This window comes from uncultured Tateyamaria sp., assembly GCF_947504105.1.
Classification (GTDB): domain Bacteria; phylum Pseudomonadota; class Alphaproteobacteria; order Rhodobacterales; family Rhodobacteraceae; genus Tateyamaria.
Window position 1 is genome coordinate 1 of record NZ_CANNGP010000056.1, and the last position, 18,447, is coordinate 18,447.

The window sequence follows — 18,447 nt, forward strand, 5'->3', positions numbered from 1 at the left end:
AGACTGGTTAAGGAAAAGGGATAACCGCAACCATCAGGCCTTACGGTGTCATTCTGCCCCCAGCCGGAACAGACCCCAACCGCTGTCGAGGCCTGCTTTGGCGCTGTCGTACCAAGTCTGCCCATAGGCACTGGCCAGTTCCCGGTTCATCGCGTTGCGGAGCGCCACCTCCAGCGCCTGAAGTGGCCCATAGAAAGCCGCGCTGACCGCTGTGTTCCATGTATAGAGCCTGACGGCCTGGGCGCGATCACCGCCGGTGGCGGCCAAATATGTCCCGAGTCGATCCGCCGAGAGCGATGTTTCCAACTCATCGAGGATGTCATCGTTCAGATCAAAATTCTTGACATTTGGGGTGGGACTGGTCATATATGCCTCGTTAGCCCCGGACCCGCCTCTGCCCTAGGTATGCGCCCGGGGCTCAGCATTTCAGGACATTGAATTCTTCAGTTCGCGGTCGCGGATGGTTTGCGTTTCGGCTTGTAGCCGCGCTTTGCCACAGCCTTGCGCTCGGTTTTCACGTTCTCCTCGACCTTGCGGAACTCCGGTTCGAGCTTCTTCAGCCGCGCCACCAAGCCGCTCAGGTCATAGGTATTTGTCATTTTGCCGCCATGGGCCGCGTACCGTTCGACGCGCTCGACCAGCCCGGCCTGTTCCAACTCTGCAATGTATCGCTGAACCTGCCGTTCGCTCAATCCCAGTCTCTCAGCCAGAAGCTTCTTGCCAGGATGTGGCTTGCGAGCGTCCTCCCACCAAAAATCGCAGAGCTGCATCAACACGGCGAGCTGCGTGGGATTCAGGCCAAGCCTCTGCTGCGCTCTGAGAAGCAGTGACGGCACGATGCAGAACCCGAGGTCCATGACCTGTTTGCCCCATTTCTTCTCGGAGGCGCGGCCCGCTTTGGACGGTCGGAGCTGGACGATATTGCCAGAAGCACTTTTGTTTTTATCAGACATGGCGAAATCCTTTCGTTGATGGTAATATCGCCTTGAAAATAAAACATTTCAATATCAGTCCACCAGTCGGATTTGTCCACACCGTACGGTCGTAGATGTCTATACGGACCGGCCATAGATGTCCCCTAAAGAAGAACCATTCACCCAGCATCCGGAAAGGTGGACGAACCAGTATAAATTCAGCCCCAGACGCTGATGACTAGTACCCCAGCCGTTCTTACGGCAAAGCACAGGTATTTTAGTCGCGATAGTCCCTGATCTTTCCCTGATCGAGCTCTTTTGCAGGGACGAGCCGATAGTGTCGTTCCTCGACAACCTTGATCTCATCGTCTTGCAAGGTGAGCTCGAAGAGAGCGATGATCTGATCATTCATGAACTGCGCCGCGATCGCGCGACATCGCATTCCAGGGAATTTATCTTCTACAAAGCGGATGTCTTGGGATATCTGAACGATCCCAATTTGATCTTTCCCACCTTTTGCTTGCACTGGGATCACATAGTGGCAACCACGCTTGTCGAGCCCGACATAGAGCTCGTCAATCTCGATCTGGCCGATACCCTTCACAGTCGTTCGGAGATGGTTTTGAAGGCTGTATGTCGTCAGGCCCAAGAACGTGTCTAGCAATCGGTTGTAACGAACAATGGCCAAGAGTGCCTGTTCGTCGTCTAGCGCATAGGCACGGATTAGCTCTGGAGTCGCATCTGGAATGTCTATTCTAACTAGGTCTTCACGAGGCAGAACACGATTAAATTTGACCAAGCGAAACCTGTAAACCGCCTTACCAGCAAGCTCGATTACCCATTCCATACCGGCTGGTTGTGTTTCGACAATGGTCTCAGGCAAAGCGACCCTAAAACGAAACGAATAAAGCACATCCCCTAAGTTCTTAGGTAGCTTGATGTTTAGCGTCTCGGCAGCGGCTTCAATGTCCGTACGTGCAAATTCGAGTTCGGTCTCACCTTCACTGTACCGATCAAGGAAAATTTTCTCAATAAGAGCGCCATATCGATTGGGAGCTTTAGCCATTCGCAACCCTCATAGTGCTGAGCTCTTTCTCGATATCCTCCTGCTTTCGCTTTTTCGCGCCGCTTTTTCGATCACGCCTGCTCAGTGGTGGTGTGATCCCGAACCGGGTCGATGCCTGAGAAACATTGAGAGTTAAAAGCTCTGGATCGCCGAGGGACAGCGTCTTATCAGGCCTGCTTGGTAAGACACCCAAGGCTTCAATCATCTTTGAGGCGATTGCCCTGGCTAACGGAGGTGGCACTGCATTTCCGATCTGCCTAGCTCCATGCCATTTCGTGGCATTGAGGCGAAACCAATCGGGGAAACCGTGCAGCCGTGCCATCTCGCGTACTGAAATGCACCGAGCATAGCGATAATGGATTGGACGTGGGCTGGTAAACGCGCCTCTTGCGCCGTCGGTACCTGCTCGGAGCGTATTTGAAACGCCGTCGCTTGGAAGCTTGAAAAACCGACTAATTGGCTCAACAGCCCCCTCCTCTGTTTGACGGAATCGTCGCTTTGATATTTCAGTGTGTTCTGTGCGCGCACTCGATGTAAGAACATTGGGATTCCATTCGCGCACATATCCGAAATGCCAAGCGTCATTCTTGAGGCAACGAAGCTCAGCCGCATAATCAGAGGGTGTACCAAAGCGGCTTGTCTTAACGGCATCGCCAGTGCTCAGCGTTTCGAAAGCATCAGAATCGGGAAGATCCCCGATCGCGTCCATGCAAGACGGCCCAAAATTTAGCTCTGGAAAAAGCTTAGGCCGACCAGACACATTAGTGGTCGGGGCCGGATAGTCAGGCAGCTCCCTACCCTTCTTCGTCCCCATGAGGATGAAGCGTTCTCGTGATTGCGGCGTGCCGTAGTGACCGGCATTAAGTACCTTCCAAGGTAAGCGGCATTCATATCCGACTCTATTGAATGCCTCGACCAGTTCGTTCAGGAATGCTTTGTGCTTACCTACCGTGAGCCCTTTAACATTTTCAAAAACGAAACTCTTTGCATCTAACTCATGCACAAGCCGCACAAAGTCTAGAACAAGCTTGTTACGAGGATCATCGAGCACCCTTTGACCAATAAGCGAAAAGCCCTGACATGGAGCGCCACCAAACACGCAATCTATTGTCTTCTCTTCGAGGCCTGCGCGTTGCCTGACCTCATCACCGGTAAGCTCTGCAACCGAAGCTGCAATTACGGCCGTTTCTGGAAAGTTGAACTCGTGAACAGCACAGTGAACCGGATCGATCTCGACGGCGGCTTTCACGTCGAAGCCTGCTTGCTCGAAGCCGAGGCTTAGCCCCCCTGCCCCTGCGAAAAGATCAATCCCGATTGGTCTCATGCGTAATCCCTGCTCATCTTGCTTCTTATGTTTAAGTCATGGTTCCAGAGATGTCGATCGTATTTCCAAGACCCGTAAAAAATGTTGATAAATCGATCTTTCACTCAGGCTAACTGTGGCGGCTAGGTTTTGGCGCTTCTGTAAGCGGCCAGCATGTCCTCTATAACGTCGTTTAGCCGCCTGCCTTCGTCGTCTCGTAAAGTATTCAACTCATCACGAAGCTTGCTTGACACGTAGATACGCCAGTACGTCATATCCTGGTTCAATGGCGGACGACCGCGCCTGGGAACCGCAGAAGGTTGAGTGCTTTCAGTGGAACGGTTGAAGCCATGCGCCCGCCCGGCAGCGGCGACCGCCTCAGTGTCGGCCCTCGGACGGGAAGCTTTCACTTTGCGCTTCAATCCTGCTCCAATCTTTGGCTCCGATTTTTCTTCTTGGTCGTCATCGCTAAGATTAAGAAATGTACCTGCCATCACTGCGCCTCCAGTATTTCTGCCAACTCTTTGCCTAGCCGAGCGGTATTGCTGATCGCACTCTTCACAGACTGATTGTCTTGCAACTCGAAAAGGGTTCGCCCCTCCGCCATGACCCGTTCAAAAGGCGCTCTTCGCATAAGCTCGGTTTGCAGGCGTTCGACGCCTGCTCCGTCCAGTTCGGCTAGCAACTCTTTGTGCGATTTCGTTACAATTGCTGCGTCAGTCTGCGTGATCAAGATGCGCGCTGGTACCGTCCGCCTAGCTGCCCGCCCCGCGTCTCTAATCATTTTGAGAGCAGCACCTGCCGCATCTCCATCCAAGGCGCTTGGCCGCATCGGCACAACGCAGAGGTCAGATGCCGAAGCAGCGTAAGAGGCCATTAGGCCAGCCACGCCTTCAAGGTCAACAAACACCAAGTCATGGTCATCGCTCGCAGCCTCCAAGGTGTCGAGAATGGTGCTGTCGGAGGGATCCGAGATCACTTTGAAAGGTGGATCACCAAGGTTCTCTTCATTGCGCTTGCCGAGCCAGACACGTGCGATGCTTTGCCGAGGATCAGCGTCTACGACAGCAATCGAAAGGTCCTCGTTCTTCGCGAAAACTGTCGCCAAAGTCAGTGTGGCGGTGGATTTTCCACAGCCACCCTTGGGTGAAAGGACGCTTACAATCATTTGTCTGCTCGTTGTTTTTCTCTTTTATGTGACGTGCCGCAAAATATGTCACGTTATTTTTTATATGAGGCATATTATATAACGTGATATTTTATACGGCATATAATATGCGCTATTGTTGGCGCGCGGCCCATTTGCGGCAGAATCCGATGAAGGCGCTATCAGGATTTCGCGGCGGCTCCATACCTTGCTCAAGCAAGCCCATGACCCATGCCCGCCATTCCTGCTCAATGACGTAAACATCCCACCCAGGTGCGGCTTGCCGGGCAGCCTGAAAGGTTTCAGGCATGAGTTTGGTCGTAAAACCCGATCCGATAACAACCTGTTGTGAAATGCGGCTACGGAACGACACCATGTCGTCTTCCATGCTCACCGAATAGTCGGGCAGGTGGTCAAAATCGCAAAGAGCACGAACGGCCAGTCGGAAGTTGCGAATAGCATCGCTCGAACCGCACTTCTTTTGAAGCTTTTTCAAGCCTATCTGCCATGACTCTTTAGAACCACAGTGCTTTCGCGCAATCTCATAAATCCTGCGCTCAATTGGCTTGCGGAGACGGAAATAGTCTGGGTGAAGCGTCAAAACTTCGTTGGCCTCAATAGCCTTGAAGAGCCACTCTGAAAGCTTCAGGCCCCATTCCGTCACGCGCCCGTCATGTCGCTTGCGCTTGATTTTTGCCCCCTCAATCAAGCCAAAAGCCTCCCACGTCTCTTCACCACCAGTCTTGATTGTCGTTCTGAGGCGGGTGCTATCCAAGCGGTCAAGAGAGTCACGAAGCAAATCATAGTCGTGACCACCCGTATGACGGTTACTGAACTCCAAGAAATCCTGCGCTTGAAACTGGATTTCACGAGAATAAGGGCGGCCTTCATTGCGTGCTGCCATGATTTGGCTGATCGCAAAAATCAGGATATCCTTGTCGTAGATGTTGGCGATGCCCTTAGGACCAGGCGTAACTTCTAGGACAACATCCCCATGCTCGTATCTTTTAACGTCACGGATCGGCTTCTTTGAAAGGGTAAAGATCGGATGCTCCATTGACGCCATATCGCTTTTGATGACGGCATCAGCCACATCACAAATGAATAGGTTTGCCTGAGGATGGCGATCTGGGAGTAGGGGGCGATGGTCTTCATTCATGAGACACCTATCGGGATAACGGCTGCAGCTTTATTGCTATCGGGATATTAGCTGCACCACAAGAGCTATCGGGATAATGGCTGCACTTTTCTGGATAATAACTGCAACCTATCGGGATATTAGCTGCACTGCACTTTAGTAAAATGCTGTAATCATTTAATAAATTAGGTGTTTATCAGAACGTAACACAGATTCTAACACATATATAACACCCGGCATGCCGCAGTATCAGTCAACTGTTGCACCCAAATCGGACGGGACAGAGCACTTTGCAAAGGTTGCCATGCTAAGAATACTCAGTCTTCCAGCTCTTGCAGGCGCGCTTGTTCATCAATGAGTTCAGCGCCCGACATAGCTTTCGGTTTTGGTACAACAAGGTGCATTTCCGTCAGCTCGGCGCTGATCTGGAGATAATCGTCTTCAAGGTGGGTGAAGTCTGTTTTGCGGGATCTATCCGTCAGATAAGTATCCCAGCTGTTAAGCAGCCGTGTTGCGGCGGCGAGGAACTTATCTGTTGTCTGTCGCAATGTGCTTTGAGGGTAGGGTTCCAGCATGTCCCGACCGGCTTTGAGGTTTTCAAATGTTCCTCTGACGACGTTCAGTGGTGTCCTGACGCGCAGGACCCGCTTGCGGCTTTCAACGACAGGTTCCTCAAATTCTGCCCTTTGACGCGCAGCGGCTTTCTCAGCAGCCCTACGCGCCTTTTGCTCTGCTTTGGCCTCCTGGCGGGCTCTACGGGCCTCTGCTGCGCTCTGAGAGGGGGTATAGGGGGAGGTTGGGACGCGCAGTGTAATCGAGACGTGCCGCCTCGATCTCAAACCGCATCCGGTCGATCCAGTTTGTTGCCTCGGCGGCGAAGCGCAGCTGTTCGGCATGCCGATCTTCGATGGACCGCATATCCACGCGGGTGCTTGAGCCGATTTGCTCAAGCGCCGCGTTACAGGCGGTCTCCCAGTTTCGCTTCCAGCGTTCGACATGCTGGTTCTCGTTCCAGGAGCGCTCTTTCAATCCGAAGCCATCGGGACCGATGGTCCGCATCGTCAGCATGCCATGCCAGTGCCAGTTACGCGGGTTCTCTTTCGTAGGCCCGTGGATCGCCACATCAACGATCATCCCCATGCTCACGAAGTTGTCGTGGCAAAAATCCCAGACCAACTTCTCCCGGACATCTTTCGGCAGCTCGTCCGGGATCGCGACCTGGACCTCTCTGGCCAACTGAGCGTCTTTCCGTTTTTCGGTTGCTTCAACTGTATTCCAAAGCGTCGCGCGATCCAGCACCCAGTCGGGAGCAGGGGCGGGGGCCATGATACGGGTCGCTTCAACGGATTGCTTACGGGTGTAGTCGAAGGTTTCACCGACGCGCTTGTCTTCGAGCTTCTCACCGGCGCGATACGCAGCAGAGGCGACCGCGCTTTGTTGCTTTGAGCGCGAGATCGGTTTAGCATGCAGACGTGAGCTTTGGACGGCCAAGGTGAACGGTTTTCCCAAAAATTCAGATGACGGCTTTGTGGCGCAGATTGCGGGATAGTTCAAGCATCCACATATACATCGTGTCCCTCCGCTTCGCTCCAGTCCACGACGTGTGGACGCCGTTGCCGACAGAAGGCACTGATTTTGCTAGCGATTTAGGGGGTGTGAAACGATTGCAGATGAGAGCAGCGAGGCCGCCGATAGACGCTGATCATGCCGCCGAAAATGGGGAGTAATCCGGGAACTTTTTTATACGACTATACCGTTTAACGGACAGTTTTTAGTCCCCAGAATGTACCGGGGTTCTGGATGCCGGATTTTGGGTGATTTGGGAGCATTTTTGTTGGCTCGGGTCAGCCCGATTGGCCGAGCACCCTCGGACGGCTGTGTGCGTCATGGACGCTCAGCCGGGAGGGTGCAGAGGGCGATTGTTGAGAGGCAGGCGGCGATCAAAAGTGAATACTGGCGGCGCAGGATTCAGATTGCATGGCGATTGTTTGTGGCTTGCAAAACCAGACGGGTTGCTGTCCGGAGACGTTGCGGATCGGAGGGCAGTGACCCGTCATCCGGATACCTCGGGTCATCGGCATAGATGAGATCGTACATGCCATTGGCAACCATGCGGCGGGCTTCCGAGACGCGGATGAGGGCGTTGTCGATGGCTTTGGGGTCGTCGCCTTCGTAGGCAGTTGCGAGCAATTTTACCTGGAGTTCAATACTCTCGCAAAGAGCGCGATCTGTCGGTTCATCCGTCATCCTGGGCCTCCTGATTTGTTCTGCGTTGCGTGCCCGTGATGAGAATAGGCGCGGATATTCTGCTCAAAATCGGGCCCGTTCTGAGCAGAATATCGGTTGTCACTTTCGCCATATCCGGGGCCAGTCCTTGGGGTCGATCCAGCGCTTCCCGTCTTTTGGTGCGCCCCATGGGTTGCCAAAGGACTTCTCTGGGGGTGGTTCATCCTCGGTCAAATCACGGGCATTCAGTGCTCGCCGCGCGCGCTTGTGCTCAGCCTTGCCGTACAGCCCCTCGACCTGCGCCTTCAGTTCCAGCGGTTCGGGCAGCTCGTCGCTTGGTTGACGCATAGAGCGGTGGATCGCCATCGGTCGTTGTTCCATCACATCGGACGATAGCATGGCTGTCACCTGATCTTGGTCCGCACCAGCGAGCCTGCCATTGACGCCAACATCGCCGATCCGAGACCTATCGATAATATTGTAGTGGTAAAGAACATAGCCAGCCATACAAAGGCTCCACAATTAAGGAATTTCATTGGACTGTCTGCATTACAGGCCGATCGCTTGATAGGCCCCTGCAATCCGTTTGATGGCAATCTGATATGCTGCGTCGCGTAGCGTGATTGCTTTGCCCTTATTTTTATGTGCAAGCGCCGATACTTCGCTGAAGGCTTGATGCATCATTTCCGCAAGGCCTGATCGGACGAGGTCAATCTCACCGCGTGCCGCAAGAAACTCATTTTTATCTTCAGGCGGAAACGCCTGTCCTGTCATTTTTTCCATGGAGCGCGCCAGGACGTGATGCTCGCGGTCAGTCTGGCGACGCTCCATCAGGCCGAACGGGATATGGGTCAGGTTCTTTACCCATTCGAAATAGCTGACAACGACACCGCCTGCATTCGCGAGCATATCGGGAAGAACCGTCACGCCGCGTCGCTCTAGGATAGCATCTGCTTCAAATGTTATCGGGCCGTTCGCTGCTTCAACGACGAGTCGCGCTTTGATGTTTTCGGCGTTTCCCTTGTGAATGACGCTTTCCAGCGCCGCTGGAATGAGAATGTCGCATTCATCTTCGAGAGCTTTCGCCCCTTCGCTGTCAAAGCCCCCGCCAGAAAATCCTTTGACGCCGCCTGTTGCGGCATGATGAGCAATGAGGGCCTCTATATCCAACCCATCGGCGTTTCGTACGACTCCGTCCCGTTCAATAACCGCTGTAATGCGGCATCCGTCTTCTTCACTGAGAAACCGGGCGATATGGCTGCCAACATTACCGAGACCCTGTACGATGACACGGCACCCTTCGAGCTGTTCGGTTTCAAATCCGGCGCGAGCCCTGTCTTTGTCAGAGCGAAAAAACGCATGAATTGCGTATTGGACACCGCGACCGGTCGCTTCCGTACGCCCCTCAATGCCACCACCTTCGACAGGTTTTCCCGTAACGCATCCCATGCCATTGATGTCGTCTGGTTTGTAGCGGCGATATTCGTCCGCGATCCACATCATCATTTGCTGATTGGTGCCGACGTCAGGCGCTGGAACATTTGTCGCCGAGGCGAGGAAACCGTGACGCATCAGTTCTTGCGCAAAGCGGCGAGTAATCTTTTCAAGCTCGTGCGGTTCCCAGTCGGATGGGACAATCTCCAATGCACCTTTGGATCCCCCAAACGGGAGGTTTAAGAGGGCGCATTTGTAACTCATCAATGCTGCAAGTGCCTCAACCTCATCCTGATCAACATTGGGGGCGTATCGCAGCCCACCCTTCGCTGGACCGCTATGGGTCGAATGCGTGGCGCGCCACCCGCGAAATGTGAACATTCTCCCACGAAGTCGTACACCGAAGCGGGTTACGTAGGTAGCGTTGCAGGCCTTGATTTTATCTGAAAGGCCGTCGGGCATGTCCACATACATGGCTGCGCGCTCATACATGGCCTCTACATCTGCCAGGAAACCACTGCTCATGACTTGGCTACCCCATATCCACCACCACCTGGCGTTTTCAGTACAAAGACATCTCCGACGTTCATGTGCGCGACATCATTGCCGTTTTTGGTCTCAATCTTCCCGTCAGCACGTACGATCTCATTTTCGCCAAAAGCACCAGGTGAACCGCCAGCAGCACCGTGTGGCGCAGTTTGCCGATGCGAGCTGAGAGTTGTTACCGTCATCGGCTCATTGAAGCGCAGCTTACGCACGATACCGTCGCCGCCCCGAAACACACCTGCACCACCAGATCCTACACGGATCGAAAACTCATCAACACGGACTGGGAAACGCGTTTCGAGCACTTCCGGGTCAGTCATGCGGGTGTTGGTCATATGGCTGTGCACGGCACTCGCACCGTTGAACCCATTGCCTGCGCCTGTACCACCGCAAATCGTTTCGTAATTTTGATAGGTGTCGTTGCCATAAACAAAGTTATTCATTGTTCCCTGGCTTCCTGCGATCACTCCAAGTGCGCCGTAAAGCGTATCTGCAATGGCTTGCGACACCTCTGTATTGCCGGAAATCACGGCGGCGGGCGCATCGGGGTTTATCATAGACCCCTTAGGCACGGTCAGGTGCAGCGGCTTCATGCAACCTTCATTCATTGGAATGTTTGATCCAACCAATGTGCGGAAGACATAGAGAACCACGGCGCGACAGATCGAAAGAGGCGCGTTGTAGTTTAGCTCGTCTTGCGCCGAAGTGCCGGTGAAGTCGATCTCGGCCGCGCGCGCGGCCTTATCAACCTTGATCTTCACTTTAATCTGGGCACCGCTATCCAGCGGATATGTGAACTGACAGTCGTGGAGCACATCGAGGACACGCCGCACGCTTTCCTCTGCATTGTCCTGCACGTGACCCATATAGGCATGAACCACATCAAGTCCAAACTGTCGGGTGATCTTCTGCAGCTCGCGCTCACCTGTTGCGTTGGCGGCGATCTGTGCAGAAAGATCGGCCATGTTTTGATCAACGTTCCGGCATGGGTATTTCGCTGAAGACAGCAGATTACGTGTCTGTTGCTCCTGAAGCTCGCCCTGTTTGACCAAAAGAAAATTGTCGATCAAAACGCCTTCTTCGTCGATATGGCGACTGTCAGGTGGGGCAGAGCCAGGGGTCGTTCCACCGATGTCCGCGTGATGCCCACGCGAGGCGACTGTGTAAATGATATTCTCACCAGCGTCGTCGAAGACAGGTGTGATGACCGTGACATCGGGCAGATGCGTTCCACCATTGAAGGGGTTGTTCATCATAAACACATCACCGGGGCGAATTTTGCCTTCGTTCTGGGCCAAAATAGAACGGACACTGCCCGACATGGAGCCAAGATGCACCGGGACGTGGGGTGCGTTCGCGACGAGATCCCCATGGTGGTCAAAGATCGCACAGGAGAAATCGAGCCGCTCCTTAATGTTCACCGAATAGGCCGTGTTGGCTAATGTGGCCCCCATTTGTTCGGCGATTGACATGAAGAGGTTATTGAACACTTCCAGCATAACTGGATCAACGCTTGTTCCGATCGCCTCTGTACGTTCAAGCGGGACGATACGGCGCACCACAAGGTTCCCACCTTCTACGCACTCGGCCTGCCAGCCATCTTCAATAATATTGGTACCAGTGGGCTCGGTTAGTATTGCAGGGCCAGACACGGTTTCACCCATCGCAAGGGTTGCCCGGTTGACCAAGGGAACGTCTTTCCACTCTCCATGCGAATACATTTGAGCAGTTCGTTGATCGGCATCAACGTGGGTCGGATTGGGCAGCGTAACCTCTTCCCCAGTTGATCCGATTGCTTCTGCGGTGAGCAAATCGATAATCAGGTCCGCACCGTGAGGTATGAAGCCAAAACGCGTTTTATGAGCAGCGTTAAATTGCTCTGTCATTTCATGAGGCGTCCCAAACGGGACTTCGAGTGTTTGATGCGCACCCTCAGTACGAATATGCGCTGCGAGAATTACCGAAATCTCGCTTTCGGCAATGCCTTGCGCACGGACATCGGATTGCGCTTCTTCGATCAACCGACCAATTGCGATTTCTGCAGACGTCATATCGTCGATCGGACCGGCAAATTGATACTCGTGAATGGATCTGACATCGGCCAGCCCCATTCCAAATGCAGACAGGACGCCGGCAAACGGGTGGATGAAGATGCTTTCCATTCCGAGCGTGTCCGCCACGAGGCAAGCGTGCTGGCCACCTGCGCCGCCGAAGCAATTCATTGTGTATTTTGTCACATCATAGCCGCGCTGAACGCTAATCTGTTTGATCGCATTTGCCATGTTTTCAACGGCGATCCGAAGGAAACCTTCTGCGATTTCTTCAATCGTCTTTTCAGTGCCTATCTCTGCTTTCAGATTGGTAAATTTCTGACGCACTACCTCAGTATCCAAAGGCTGATCCGCGCTCAGTCCAAAGACCGAAGGGAACTGGGACGATTGCAATTTTCCAAGCAACACATTGCAATCCGTGACGGTCAGTGGACCCCCACGCCGATAGGCAGCAGGGCCGGGATTAGCGCCTGCGCTTTCAGGGCCGACCTGCATGCGCCCGTCGCGGTAGGACAAAATCGATCCCCCGCCCGCGGCAACTGTATGAATAGACATCATCGGCGCACGCATGCGTACACCGGCCACTTCAGTCTCGAACGAACGCTCAAATTCGCCAGCATAATGGCAGACATCTGTCGAAGTGCCACCCATATCGAAGCCGATCAGCCGATCAAACCCAACATCAGCAGCAGTGCGAACCATACCTACCACACCGCCAGCAGGCCCGGAAAGGATAGCGTCCTTACCCTGAAAGTGATGCGCGTCAGTCAGTCCGCCGCTGGACTGCATGAACATCAAACTGTCGCAGCCGCCTTCATCAGCATTCAAGGCAGATGCGACCTGATCAATATAGCGGCGTAGAATAGGGGACAGATAGGCATCAACAACAGCTGTATCGCCACGCGAGACAAGTTTGATTAGCGGACTGGCTTCGTGGCTTAACGATACTTGCGTAAAGCCAGACTGGCGCGCCATCTCTCCCAATCGTTTTTCATGATCGGTGTATTTGTAACCGTGCATCAGTGCGATGGCGACAGAGCGATATCCTTTGCCATAGGCATGAGAGAGCGCTTCACTTGCTTTTCGGCAATCAAGTGGTGCAATAATTGAGCCGTCCGCAGCTACTCGTTCTTCAATCTCAATGACGTCTTCATAAAGTAACTCTGGCAACTTGATGTTGAGCGCAAACAGATCCGGACGGTTCTGATAGCCGATGCGCAGGAGATCGCGAAGCCCTTTGGTGATTAGGAGGACAGTACGCTCACCTTTGCGTTCCAAAAGCGCATTGGTTGCGACCGTGGTCCCCATCTTAACGGCAGCAATTTGACCCGTTTCAATATCTGCGTTCGGATCAACACCCAACAGTGTCTTGATGCCATGGACGGCGGCATCGGGATAAACCTCTGGGTTTTCTGATAAAAGCTTGTGCGTTTTCAGCTTTCCGTTTGGCTGACGCGCAACAATATCTGTAAAAGTGCCCCCGCGATCGACCCAGAACTGCCATTTATTTCGCTGCGCGTGATCCACTTCCATCTCCTCGAATCAATTTGCTGTTGCTTTATGAGTATAACGCTGACAAATTGTCAACGTAATGGATTCGAATTCAATCGGACCATATCCAACTTGACAGGGAGAGATCTCATGAAACACTTCATTCTCGGCGCTGCCGCTCTGGCTTGCGCAACTGCTTCAACCGCCCAAGAGTGGGATATGCCAACACCGTATGGTGACAGCACATTCCACACTCAAAACATTATGCAATTCGCAGATGATGTTCGGGCAGCCACGGACGGTGGGCTGAACATCACGATCCATTCTGCCGGATCACTCTTTCCACACGCAGAGATTAAGGGCGCTATCCGCAACCGCTCTGTCCCGCTGGGTGAATTTTTTCTGTCGCGGCTATCGAATGAAGATCTGGCCTTCGGCGTAGACAGCCAGCCGTTCGTCGCGACCAGCTATGAAGATGCGGCGCGTCTTTGGGCTGCTCAGGAACCAGTCATCACCGAGCTTTTGGCCGAACAGGGCTTGATGCCATTGTTTTCGGTACCCTGGCCTGCGCAGGGGCTTTACACAAATGGTGAGATCGCAACTGTCGATGATCTAAACGGCCTTCGGTTCCGCGCTTACAATGCCGCCTTGGAAGAATTTGCGACACTCGCTGGCGCATCACCCGTTCAGATCGAGGCATCTAACATCCCACAAGCGTTTGCGACTGGTCAGGTTGAAGCGATGATTACATCTCCGTCGACTGGGGTGAACTCTACAGCATGGGACTTTGTGACCCACTACACACCTATCAACGCTTGGGTTCCCAAGAACATTGTTGTGATCAACCAGCGCATGTTCGACGGCTTGGATGCAGATACGCAAACCGCCGTATTGGCTGCTGCTGAGGCTGCTGAAACGCGTGGTTGGGAAATGTCCGCTGCAGAGGCAGAAAGTATGACAGCCACATTGGCCGAGAACAATATCACCGTTTATGAGCCAAGTGCAGACCTGATTGAAGGACTGCAAGAAATTGGTGAGACAATGCTCGGGACATGGGATGCCGCGGCATCTGATAGCGCCCGTGCTGTTTTGAACGCCTACAACAACTAAACCTCCCTGAACTGGCCGGTTGTGTATAATCAACCGGCCATTTTTCTCGGAAAGGACGCTGCTGCGATGTCTCGCCTTCTTCAAAAACTCTACGACTTATGCGGTATGATCGCAGGTGGGCTGATCTTATGTATCTGCCTTCTGATCTCAGCGCAGATTTGCCTGAACGCCTTTGGACGTATCGCACCGGGCGTTATGCCATCAACGATCCCGTCTTACGCGGATTTTTCGGGTTTCATGTTGGCGGGGGCTACGTTCTTAGCCTTGGCGCACACATTGCGGGCTGGCGGGCACATCCGGGTCAATCTTGTCGTGTCCCGCCTGTCCCAAAAGATGCAGTTCGTCGCAGAATTCTTTGCATTATGTATCGCCGCAGGACTGATCTGTTACGCCACCTATTTCATTGCCGATTTAGTACGCGAGAGTTTGCACTACGGCGACGTATCAAACGGTATCATTCCCATTCCACTCTGGATCCCGCAAAGCGTCGCGGCCTTTGGTATTGGCTTGCTTCTAATTGCCGTAATCCACACGCTCTGTGAATTGATCGCAGCGCGTAAACCCATTCTGTCAAGCCCTGGAGAGGTATAGCGATGTCTGATCCTATGGTCGGCCTCGTTTTGTTGGGGCTTTTGTTTTTGTTACTGGCGAGCGGCGTCTGGGTCGCCATCTCCCTGTCACTTGTTGGCCTCGCCGGGCTGGTGTTCTTTTCAAATGCGCCCTCTGGCCTCGTTATGGCATCTACATTCTGGGGGCATTCATACAGCTGGGCCCTTACTGCGCTGCCCCTCTTTATTCTGATGGGGGAAATCCTGCTCAGGTCGCGCATGAGTGATGACATGTTCACGGGCCTCGTCCCCTGGCTGAGCCGCGCGCCAGGTCGCCTACTGCACGTGAACGTGTTTGGTTGCGCCATTTTTGCTGCCGTATCCGGATCATCAGCAGCAACCGCGGCCACCATTGGACGCATGTCGGTGCCAGAACTGACAAAACGTGGATACCCGGAAAACCTAATTCTAGGTACTTTGGCAGGATCGGCAACGCTGGGCTTGCTTATCCCACCATCCATCATCCTGATCGTTTACGGAGTCGCCACTGAGCAATCGATCACGCGCCTGTTCATCGCAGCTATTATCCCTGGCATCATGCTGATGACGCTGTTTGCAAGCTATGTCGCCGTGCGCGCATGGATGAACCCGGACCTGATCCCGGCGATTGATGAGACTTTTTCTCTACACGAAAAATTTAAAGCCTCGCGTCGCTTAATACCTGTAGCGCTCTTAATCGGTGGCGTGATCGGATCCATCTACGGTGGGCTTGCGTCGCCAACGGATGCCGCAGCCTTGGGCGTTGTATTGGCGACAATCCTTGCTTGGACGTCTGGTGCATTTAGCTGGAAACTCTTCGGCGAAGCAGTGATGTCGGCGACGCGCACTTCATGTATGATTGCGCTTATCCTGCTGGGTGCTGCATTTCTCTCCGTAGCGATGGGGTTCACGGGACTGCCACGTAATCTGGCCGCTTGGATTTCGGACATGAATTTGTCGGTTGCCGCTCTTCTGGTCGCACTGACAATCTTTTTTATCATCCTGGGCTGCTTTCTGGATGGTATCTCCGTCATTGTTCTCACAACGTCGATCATTATGCCGATGATCACAGCGGTAGGGATCGATCCGATCTGGTTCGGCATCTATCTGGTGATCGTCGTCGAGATGAGCCAGATCACACCGCCCGTAGGCTTTAACCTGTTCGTGATCCAAGGTCTGACAGGAATCGATATCCTGCGCATCGCCAAAGCCGCTTTCCCGTTCTTTCTGTTGCTACTGCTGGGCGTATTGTTGATCTGCCTCTTCCCTCAGATCGTCACGTTTCTCCCGACGTTCGTGTCCGGCTAAAGCGAGGCTGCCGCCCTGCTGGCCTGATCATATTGGCCAGACAGGGCGCGCAGGCTTGCTGCAATCTCGCGCATTTCGTCACCCGTCATATCCATGCGTGACAGACCATCTACAAAGCACCTATCTCGGACATCTCGGTAAGCTTCGCAGAGCTTTTCGCCTGCAGGTGAAGCACTGTAAAAAACTTCCTTGCCGCGTTTCTCAGAGGACAGGAGCTCCATCTTCATAAGCTTTCGCAAGGCGTAATTTACAGTGTGAGTGTCCTCAATGTTCAAGAGAAAGCAGATATCCGTCAAACGCTTGTCACGACCACGGTGATTGGTGTTGTGCAGGACCAAAATTTCAAGTGGTGTCAGGTCGGTGTTGCCAGCCGCAGACATGCACCGCGTCATCCAACGCGAGAATGCATTATAAGCAATAATCATCCCATATTCGATTTCCGATGACTCCCAGTTTGCCCCGTCCGCAAGGTGACGGGATGAAACGATGCGACGTTTAGGGATGTTCTGCTCTGACATACCAATAAATCCTCAGTGTTTTGTTGATGAATAATGTATAATTTGCGCAAAAACCAGTCGTATCTGTCAGCTGTCGAAGTGGCGAAAGCGCATCGCTGACATTACGGACCTCAACATGCCAACCTCATAAACACTTCGTTTACGACGATCACATTTCGAACATAATACGTTAGTAATATGTCATCGAATCAGTAGTGATTAGCCGGTGTTGTGAAAAGATGTGCAATTATAGAAAAGTGCAGGTGAGCGCATGAAATTGATCCCCAACTCTGCAAGCTTGGACAGCGTGTCTCGGTCTAGCGTTCTAACCGCAAGCGCCTGCTTTGCAATTTGCCTAAGCGCGACTGCCGTTTTTGCGGAAACTTGGACGATGCCAACCCCCTACTCAGATACAAATTTTCACACTGAAAACATCCGCGCTTTCGCTGCCGAGGTAGAGAGACTTACGGATGGAGAGCTTGTAATCGAGGTACATCCAGGTGGCACGCTCGTCGCGCATGCCGAAATTGCCGACGCCGTACAGAACGGCGATGTGCAAATCGGAGAGGTCTTCCAGTCGACCCTCTCAAGCCGGAGCCCTCTATTTGGAGCGGATGGATTGCCATTTCTTGCGACTTCCTACGCCGACGCCCAACGGCTGTCTGACGCAGAGTTTGATATTCTTACAAGGATACTGGCTGAAGACGGGCTAACCCCACTCTATTCTGTTCCGTGGCCACCGCAGGGTCTTTATTCCAAACAAGAGATCATTGATCCCATTGACCTGAACGGTGCCGCCTTCCGCGTGAACAATGACATTCTGAATGGGTTTGCCGCAGAGCTGGGGGCCAGCCCAACACGGCTGGAAGTCAGTGAGATACCAGATGCGTTCAGAAGCGGCGCTATTGATGCAATGATGACGTCGGCAACAACGGGCGTCAGTACGCAGTCTTGGGAATATCTCGACTATTATTACGACTTACAGGCGTGGTTGCCAAAAAACATCGTCTTTGTGAATAGCGACGCCTTAGCGGCGTTGTCCGAAGAAAACCGACAAGCCGTATTCACCGCCGCCCAGAACGCGAGTGATAATGGCTGGCTCTTGTCTCAGATCAATGCGGTTGAAGCGATCAAGGCTCTTTTCGACAACGGCATGACGATTCTGACACCAGGTCAAGACCTCGCTGACAGCGGAGAAGGTGGTGCCATGCGGCAGGTCAGCCCGGCGCTTCTTACTGAGCTCGAACGAGCAAGTCAGGCCATACGAGAGAGTTGGCTGCAAACGGCTGGTTCGGACGGCCAACAATTAATCGAAGCTTTTGAGGAGGGTCAAGAATGACACAGGTTATTAGCGTGAAACCATCCCTTGGATTTTTGAACATGAGAAATCGTCATTCTAGCCTAAAGCGCCTAGCGGCTATCTCAAGCGCAGTTGCCGTCGGGTGCATGAGTCCAGCGTCAGCAGAAGAAATCCGGCTGATGTCTTCCGACAGAAGTGTAAACATTTCCGGTCAACTTTTGTCGTTCGAAGATAATACGTACCGCATTGAAATGTCTGACGTCAGCGCCTATGGGTCCAAATAGCGGTATTTGCTAAGAGAGGGTTTGTTGCTCATCGTGGCCACCAAG

At 53.2% G+C, this 18,447-nt stretch carries 18 protein-coding genes; 4 read left to right on the plus strand and 14 right to left on the minus strand.

Annotated elements, in window-relative coordinates; genetic code table 11:
* Positions 1-48 precede the first annotated feature (48 nt).
* From Q1A75_RS21060 to Q1A75_RS21120, 13 genes are all read right to left on the minus strand, one after another.
* The gene (locus Q1A75_RS21060) at positions 49-366 is read right to left on the minus strand and encodes a hypothetical protein (protein ID WP_299592843.1); all 318 of its coding nucleotides are present in this window, start codon (positions 364-366) and stop codon (positions 49-51) included.
* Between the two features lie 77 nt (positions 367-443).
* Positions 444-953 carry a helix-turn-helix domain-containing protein gene (locus tag Q1A75_RS21065; protein WP_299592845.1) on the minus strand — a complete coding sequence of 170 codons (510 nt, stop codon included), beginning with the start codon at positions 951-953 and terminating at the stop codon, positions 444-446.
* 238 nt (positions 954-1,191) lie between these two features.
* Positions 1,192-1,980, minus strand: coding sequence for an endonuclease (locus Q1A75_RS21070; RefSeq protein ID WP_299592847.1), 789 nt, complete (start codon positions 1,978-1,980; stop codon positions 1,192-1,194).
* The gene (locus Q1A75_RS21075) at positions 1,973-3,304 is read right to left on the minus strand and encodes a DNA cytosine methyltransferase (protein WP_299592849.1); all 1,332 of its coding nucleotides are present in this window, start codon (positions 3,302-3,304) and stop codon (positions 1,973-1,975) included. The genes Q1A75_RS21070 and Q1A75_RS21075 overlap by 8 nt, the downstream gene beginning before the upstream one ends.
* 122 nt (positions 3,305-3,426) lie before the next feature.
* The gene (locus tag Q1A75_RS21080) at positions 3,427-3,777 is read right to left on the minus strand and encodes a hypothetical protein (RefSeq protein WP_299592851.1); all 351 of its coding nucleotides are present in this window, start codon (positions 3,775-3,777) and stop codon (positions 3,427-3,429) included.
* Positions 3,777-4,451 carry a ParA family protein gene (locus Q1A75_RS21085; RefSeq protein ID WP_299592853.1) on the minus strand — a complete coding sequence of 225 codons (675 nt, stop codon included), beginning with the start codon at positions 4,449-4,451 and terminating at the stop codon, positions 3,777-3,779. Before Q1A75_RS21085 ends, Q1A75_RS21080 begins: the two co-directional genes overlap by 1 nt.
* A gap of 112 nt (positions 4,452-4,563) precedes the next feature.
* Entirely contained in the window at positions 4,564-5,589 is a 1,026-nt protein-coding gene (locus tag Q1A75_RS21090) for a replication initiator protein A (RefSeq protein WP_299592855.1), read from the minus strand.
* Positions 5,590-5,885: 296 nt separating this feature from the next.
* A complete protein-coding gene (locus Q1A75_RS21095) occupies positions 5,886-6,143 on the minus strand; it encodes a hypothetical protein (protein ID WP_299592856.1) in 258 nt (85 codons plus the stop codon).
* A gap of 178 nt (positions 6,144-6,321) precedes the next feature.
* Positions 6,322-7,059: a MobQ family relaxase gene (gene mobQ, locus Q1A75_RS21100; RefSeq protein ID WP_299592858.1), complete on the minus strand. Its 738-nt coding sequence runs from the start codon at positions 7,057-7,059 to the stop codon at positions 6,322-6,324.
* Between the two features lie 477 nt (positions 7,060-7,536).
* Positions 7,537-7,815: a hypothetical protein gene (locus tag Q1A75_RS21105; RefSeq protein ID WP_299592859.1), complete on the minus strand. Its 279-nt coding sequence runs from the start codon at positions 7,813-7,815 to the stop codon at positions 7,537-7,539.
* Between the two features lie 99 nt (positions 7,816-7,914).
* Positions 7,915-8,301, minus strand: coding sequence for a hypothetical protein (locus Q1A75_RS21110; protein ID WP_299592861.1), 387 nt, complete (start codon positions 8,299-8,301; stop codon positions 7,915-7,917).
* A gap of 42 nt (positions 8,302-8,343) precedes the next feature.
* Positions 8,344-9,753, minus strand: coding sequence for a Glu/Leu/Phe/Val dehydrogenase (locus Q1A75_RS21115; protein ID WP_299641099.1), 1,410 nt, complete (start codon positions 9,751-9,753; stop codon positions 8,344-8,346).
* Complete coding sequence (locus Q1A75_RS21120) at positions 9,750-13,352, minus strand: hydantoinase B/oxoprolinase family protein (protein ID WP_299592864.1); 3,603 nt, start codon at positions 13,350-13,352, stop codon at positions 9,750-9,752. The genes Q1A75_RS21115 and Q1A75_RS21120 overlap by 4 nt, the downstream gene beginning before the upstream one ends.
* A gap of 114 nt (positions 13,353-13,466) precedes the next feature.
* Here Q1A75_RS21120 and Q1A75_RS21125 point away from each other — a divergent pair, with 114 nt between their 5' ends.
* From Q1A75_RS21125 to Q1A75_RS21135, 3 genes are all read left to right on the plus strand, one after another.
* Positions 13,467-14,426 carry a TRAP transporter substrate-binding protein gene (locus Q1A75_RS21125; protein ID WP_299592865.1) on the plus strand — a complete coding sequence of 320 codons (960 nt, stop codon included), beginning with the start codon at positions 13,467-13,469 and terminating at the stop codon, positions 14,424-14,426.
* A gap of 66 nt (positions 14,427-14,492) precedes the next feature.
* Positions 14,493-15,017 (plus strand): TRAP transporter small permease, encoded by a 525-nt coding sequence (locus Q1A75_RS21130; RefSeq protein WP_299592867.1) that lies wholly within the window; start codon positions 14,493-14,495, stop codon positions 15,015-15,017.
* Between the two features lie 2 nt (positions 15,018-15,019).
* Complete coding sequence (locus tag Q1A75_RS21135) at positions 15,020-16,321, plus strand: TRAP transporter large permease subunit (protein WP_299592868.1); 1,302 nt, start codon at positions 15,020-15,022, stop codon at positions 16,319-16,321.
* Here Q1A75_RS21135 and Q1A75_RS21140 read toward each other — a convergent pair.
* Positions 16,318-16,839: a winged helix DNA-binding protein gene (locus Q1A75_RS21140; RefSeq protein WP_299592870.1), complete on the minus strand. Its 522-nt coding sequence runs from the start codon at positions 16,837-16,839 to the stop codon at positions 16,318-16,320. The genes Q1A75_RS21135 and Q1A75_RS21140 overlap by 4 nt on opposite strands.
* Before the next feature lie 370 nt (positions 16,840-17,209).
* Between Q1A75_RS21140 and Q1A75_RS21145 the strand changes: the two genes are divergently transcribed.
* On the plus strand, positions 17,210-18,157 hold the full coding sequence (locus Q1A75_RS21145) for a TRAP transporter substrate-binding protein (RefSeq protein WP_299641104.1): 948 nt from the start codon (positions 17,210-17,212) through the stop codon (positions 18,155-18,157).
* Positions 18,158-18,447: the final 290 nt, after the last annotated feature.

Excerpts from the sequence above, each read along its gene's own strand:
- Q1A75_RS21080 (WP_299592851.1), bottom strand. The coding sequence starts at position 3,777 with ATGGCAGGTACATTTCTTAATCTTAGCGATGACGACCAAGAAGAAAAA.
- Q1A75_RS21065 (WP_299592845.1), bottom strand. The coding sequence starts at position 953 with ATGTCTGATAAAAACAAAAGTGCTTCTGGCAATATCGTCCAGCTCCGA.
- Q1A75_RS21085 (WP_299592853.1), bottom strand. The coding sequence starts at position 4,451 with ATGATTGTAAGCGTCCTTTCACCCAAGGGTGGCTGTGGAAAATCCACC.
- Q1A75_RS21095 (WP_299592856.1), bottom strand. The coding sequence starts at position 6,143 with ATGCTGGAACCCTACCCTCAAAGCACATTGCGACAGACAACAGATAAG.
- Q1A75_RS21070 (WP_299592847.1), bottom strand. The coding sequence starts at position 1,980 with ATGGCTAAAGCTCCCAATCGATATGGCGCTCTTATTGAGAAAATTTTC.
- Q1A75_RS21125 (WP_299592865.1), top strand. The coding sequence starts at position 13,467 with ATGAAACACTTCATTCTCGGCGCTGCCGCTCTGGCTTGCGCAACTGCT.
- Q1A75_RS21140 (WP_299592870.1), bottom strand. The coding sequence starts at position 16,839 with ATGTCAGAGCAGAACATCCCTAAACGTCGCATCGTTTCATCCCGTCAC.
- Q1A75_RS21115 (WP_299641099.1), bottom strand. The coding sequence starts at position 9,753 with ATGAGCAGTGGTTTCCTGGCAGATGTAGAGGCCATGTATGAGCGCGCA.
- Q1A75_RS21075 (WP_299592849.1), bottom strand. The coding sequence starts at position 3,304 with ATGAGACCAATCGGGATTGATCTTTTCGCAGGGGCAGGGGGGCTAAGC.
- Q1A75_RS21090 (WP_299592855.1), bottom strand. The coding sequence starts at position 5,589 with ATGAATGAAGACCATCGCCCCCTACTCCCAGATCGCCATCCTCAGGCA.
- Q1A75_RS21105 (WP_299592859.1), bottom strand. The coding sequence starts at position 7,815 with ATGACGGATGAACCGACAGATCGCGCTCTTTGCGAGAGTATTGAACTC.
- Q1A75_RS21130 (WP_299592867.1), top strand. The coding sequence starts at position 14,493 with ATGTCTCGCCTTCTTCAAAAACTCTACGACTTATGCGGTATGATCGCA.
- Q1A75_RS21110 (WP_299592861.1), bottom strand. The coding sequence starts at position 8,301 with ATGGCTGGCTATGTTCTTTACCACTACAATATTATCGATAGGTCTCGG.
- Q1A75_RS21135 (WP_299592868.1), top strand. The coding sequence starts at position 15,020 with ATGTCTGATCCTATGGTCGGCCTCGTTTTGTTGGGGCTTTTGTTTTTG.
- Q1A75_RS21145 (WP_299641104.1), top strand. The coding sequence starts at position 17,210 with ATGCCAACCCCCTACTCAGATACAAATTTTCACACTGAAAACATCCGC.
- Q1A75_RS21060 (WP_299592843.1), bottom strand. The coding sequence starts at position 366 with ATGACCAGTCCCACCCCAAATGTCAAGAATTTTGATCTGAACGATGAC.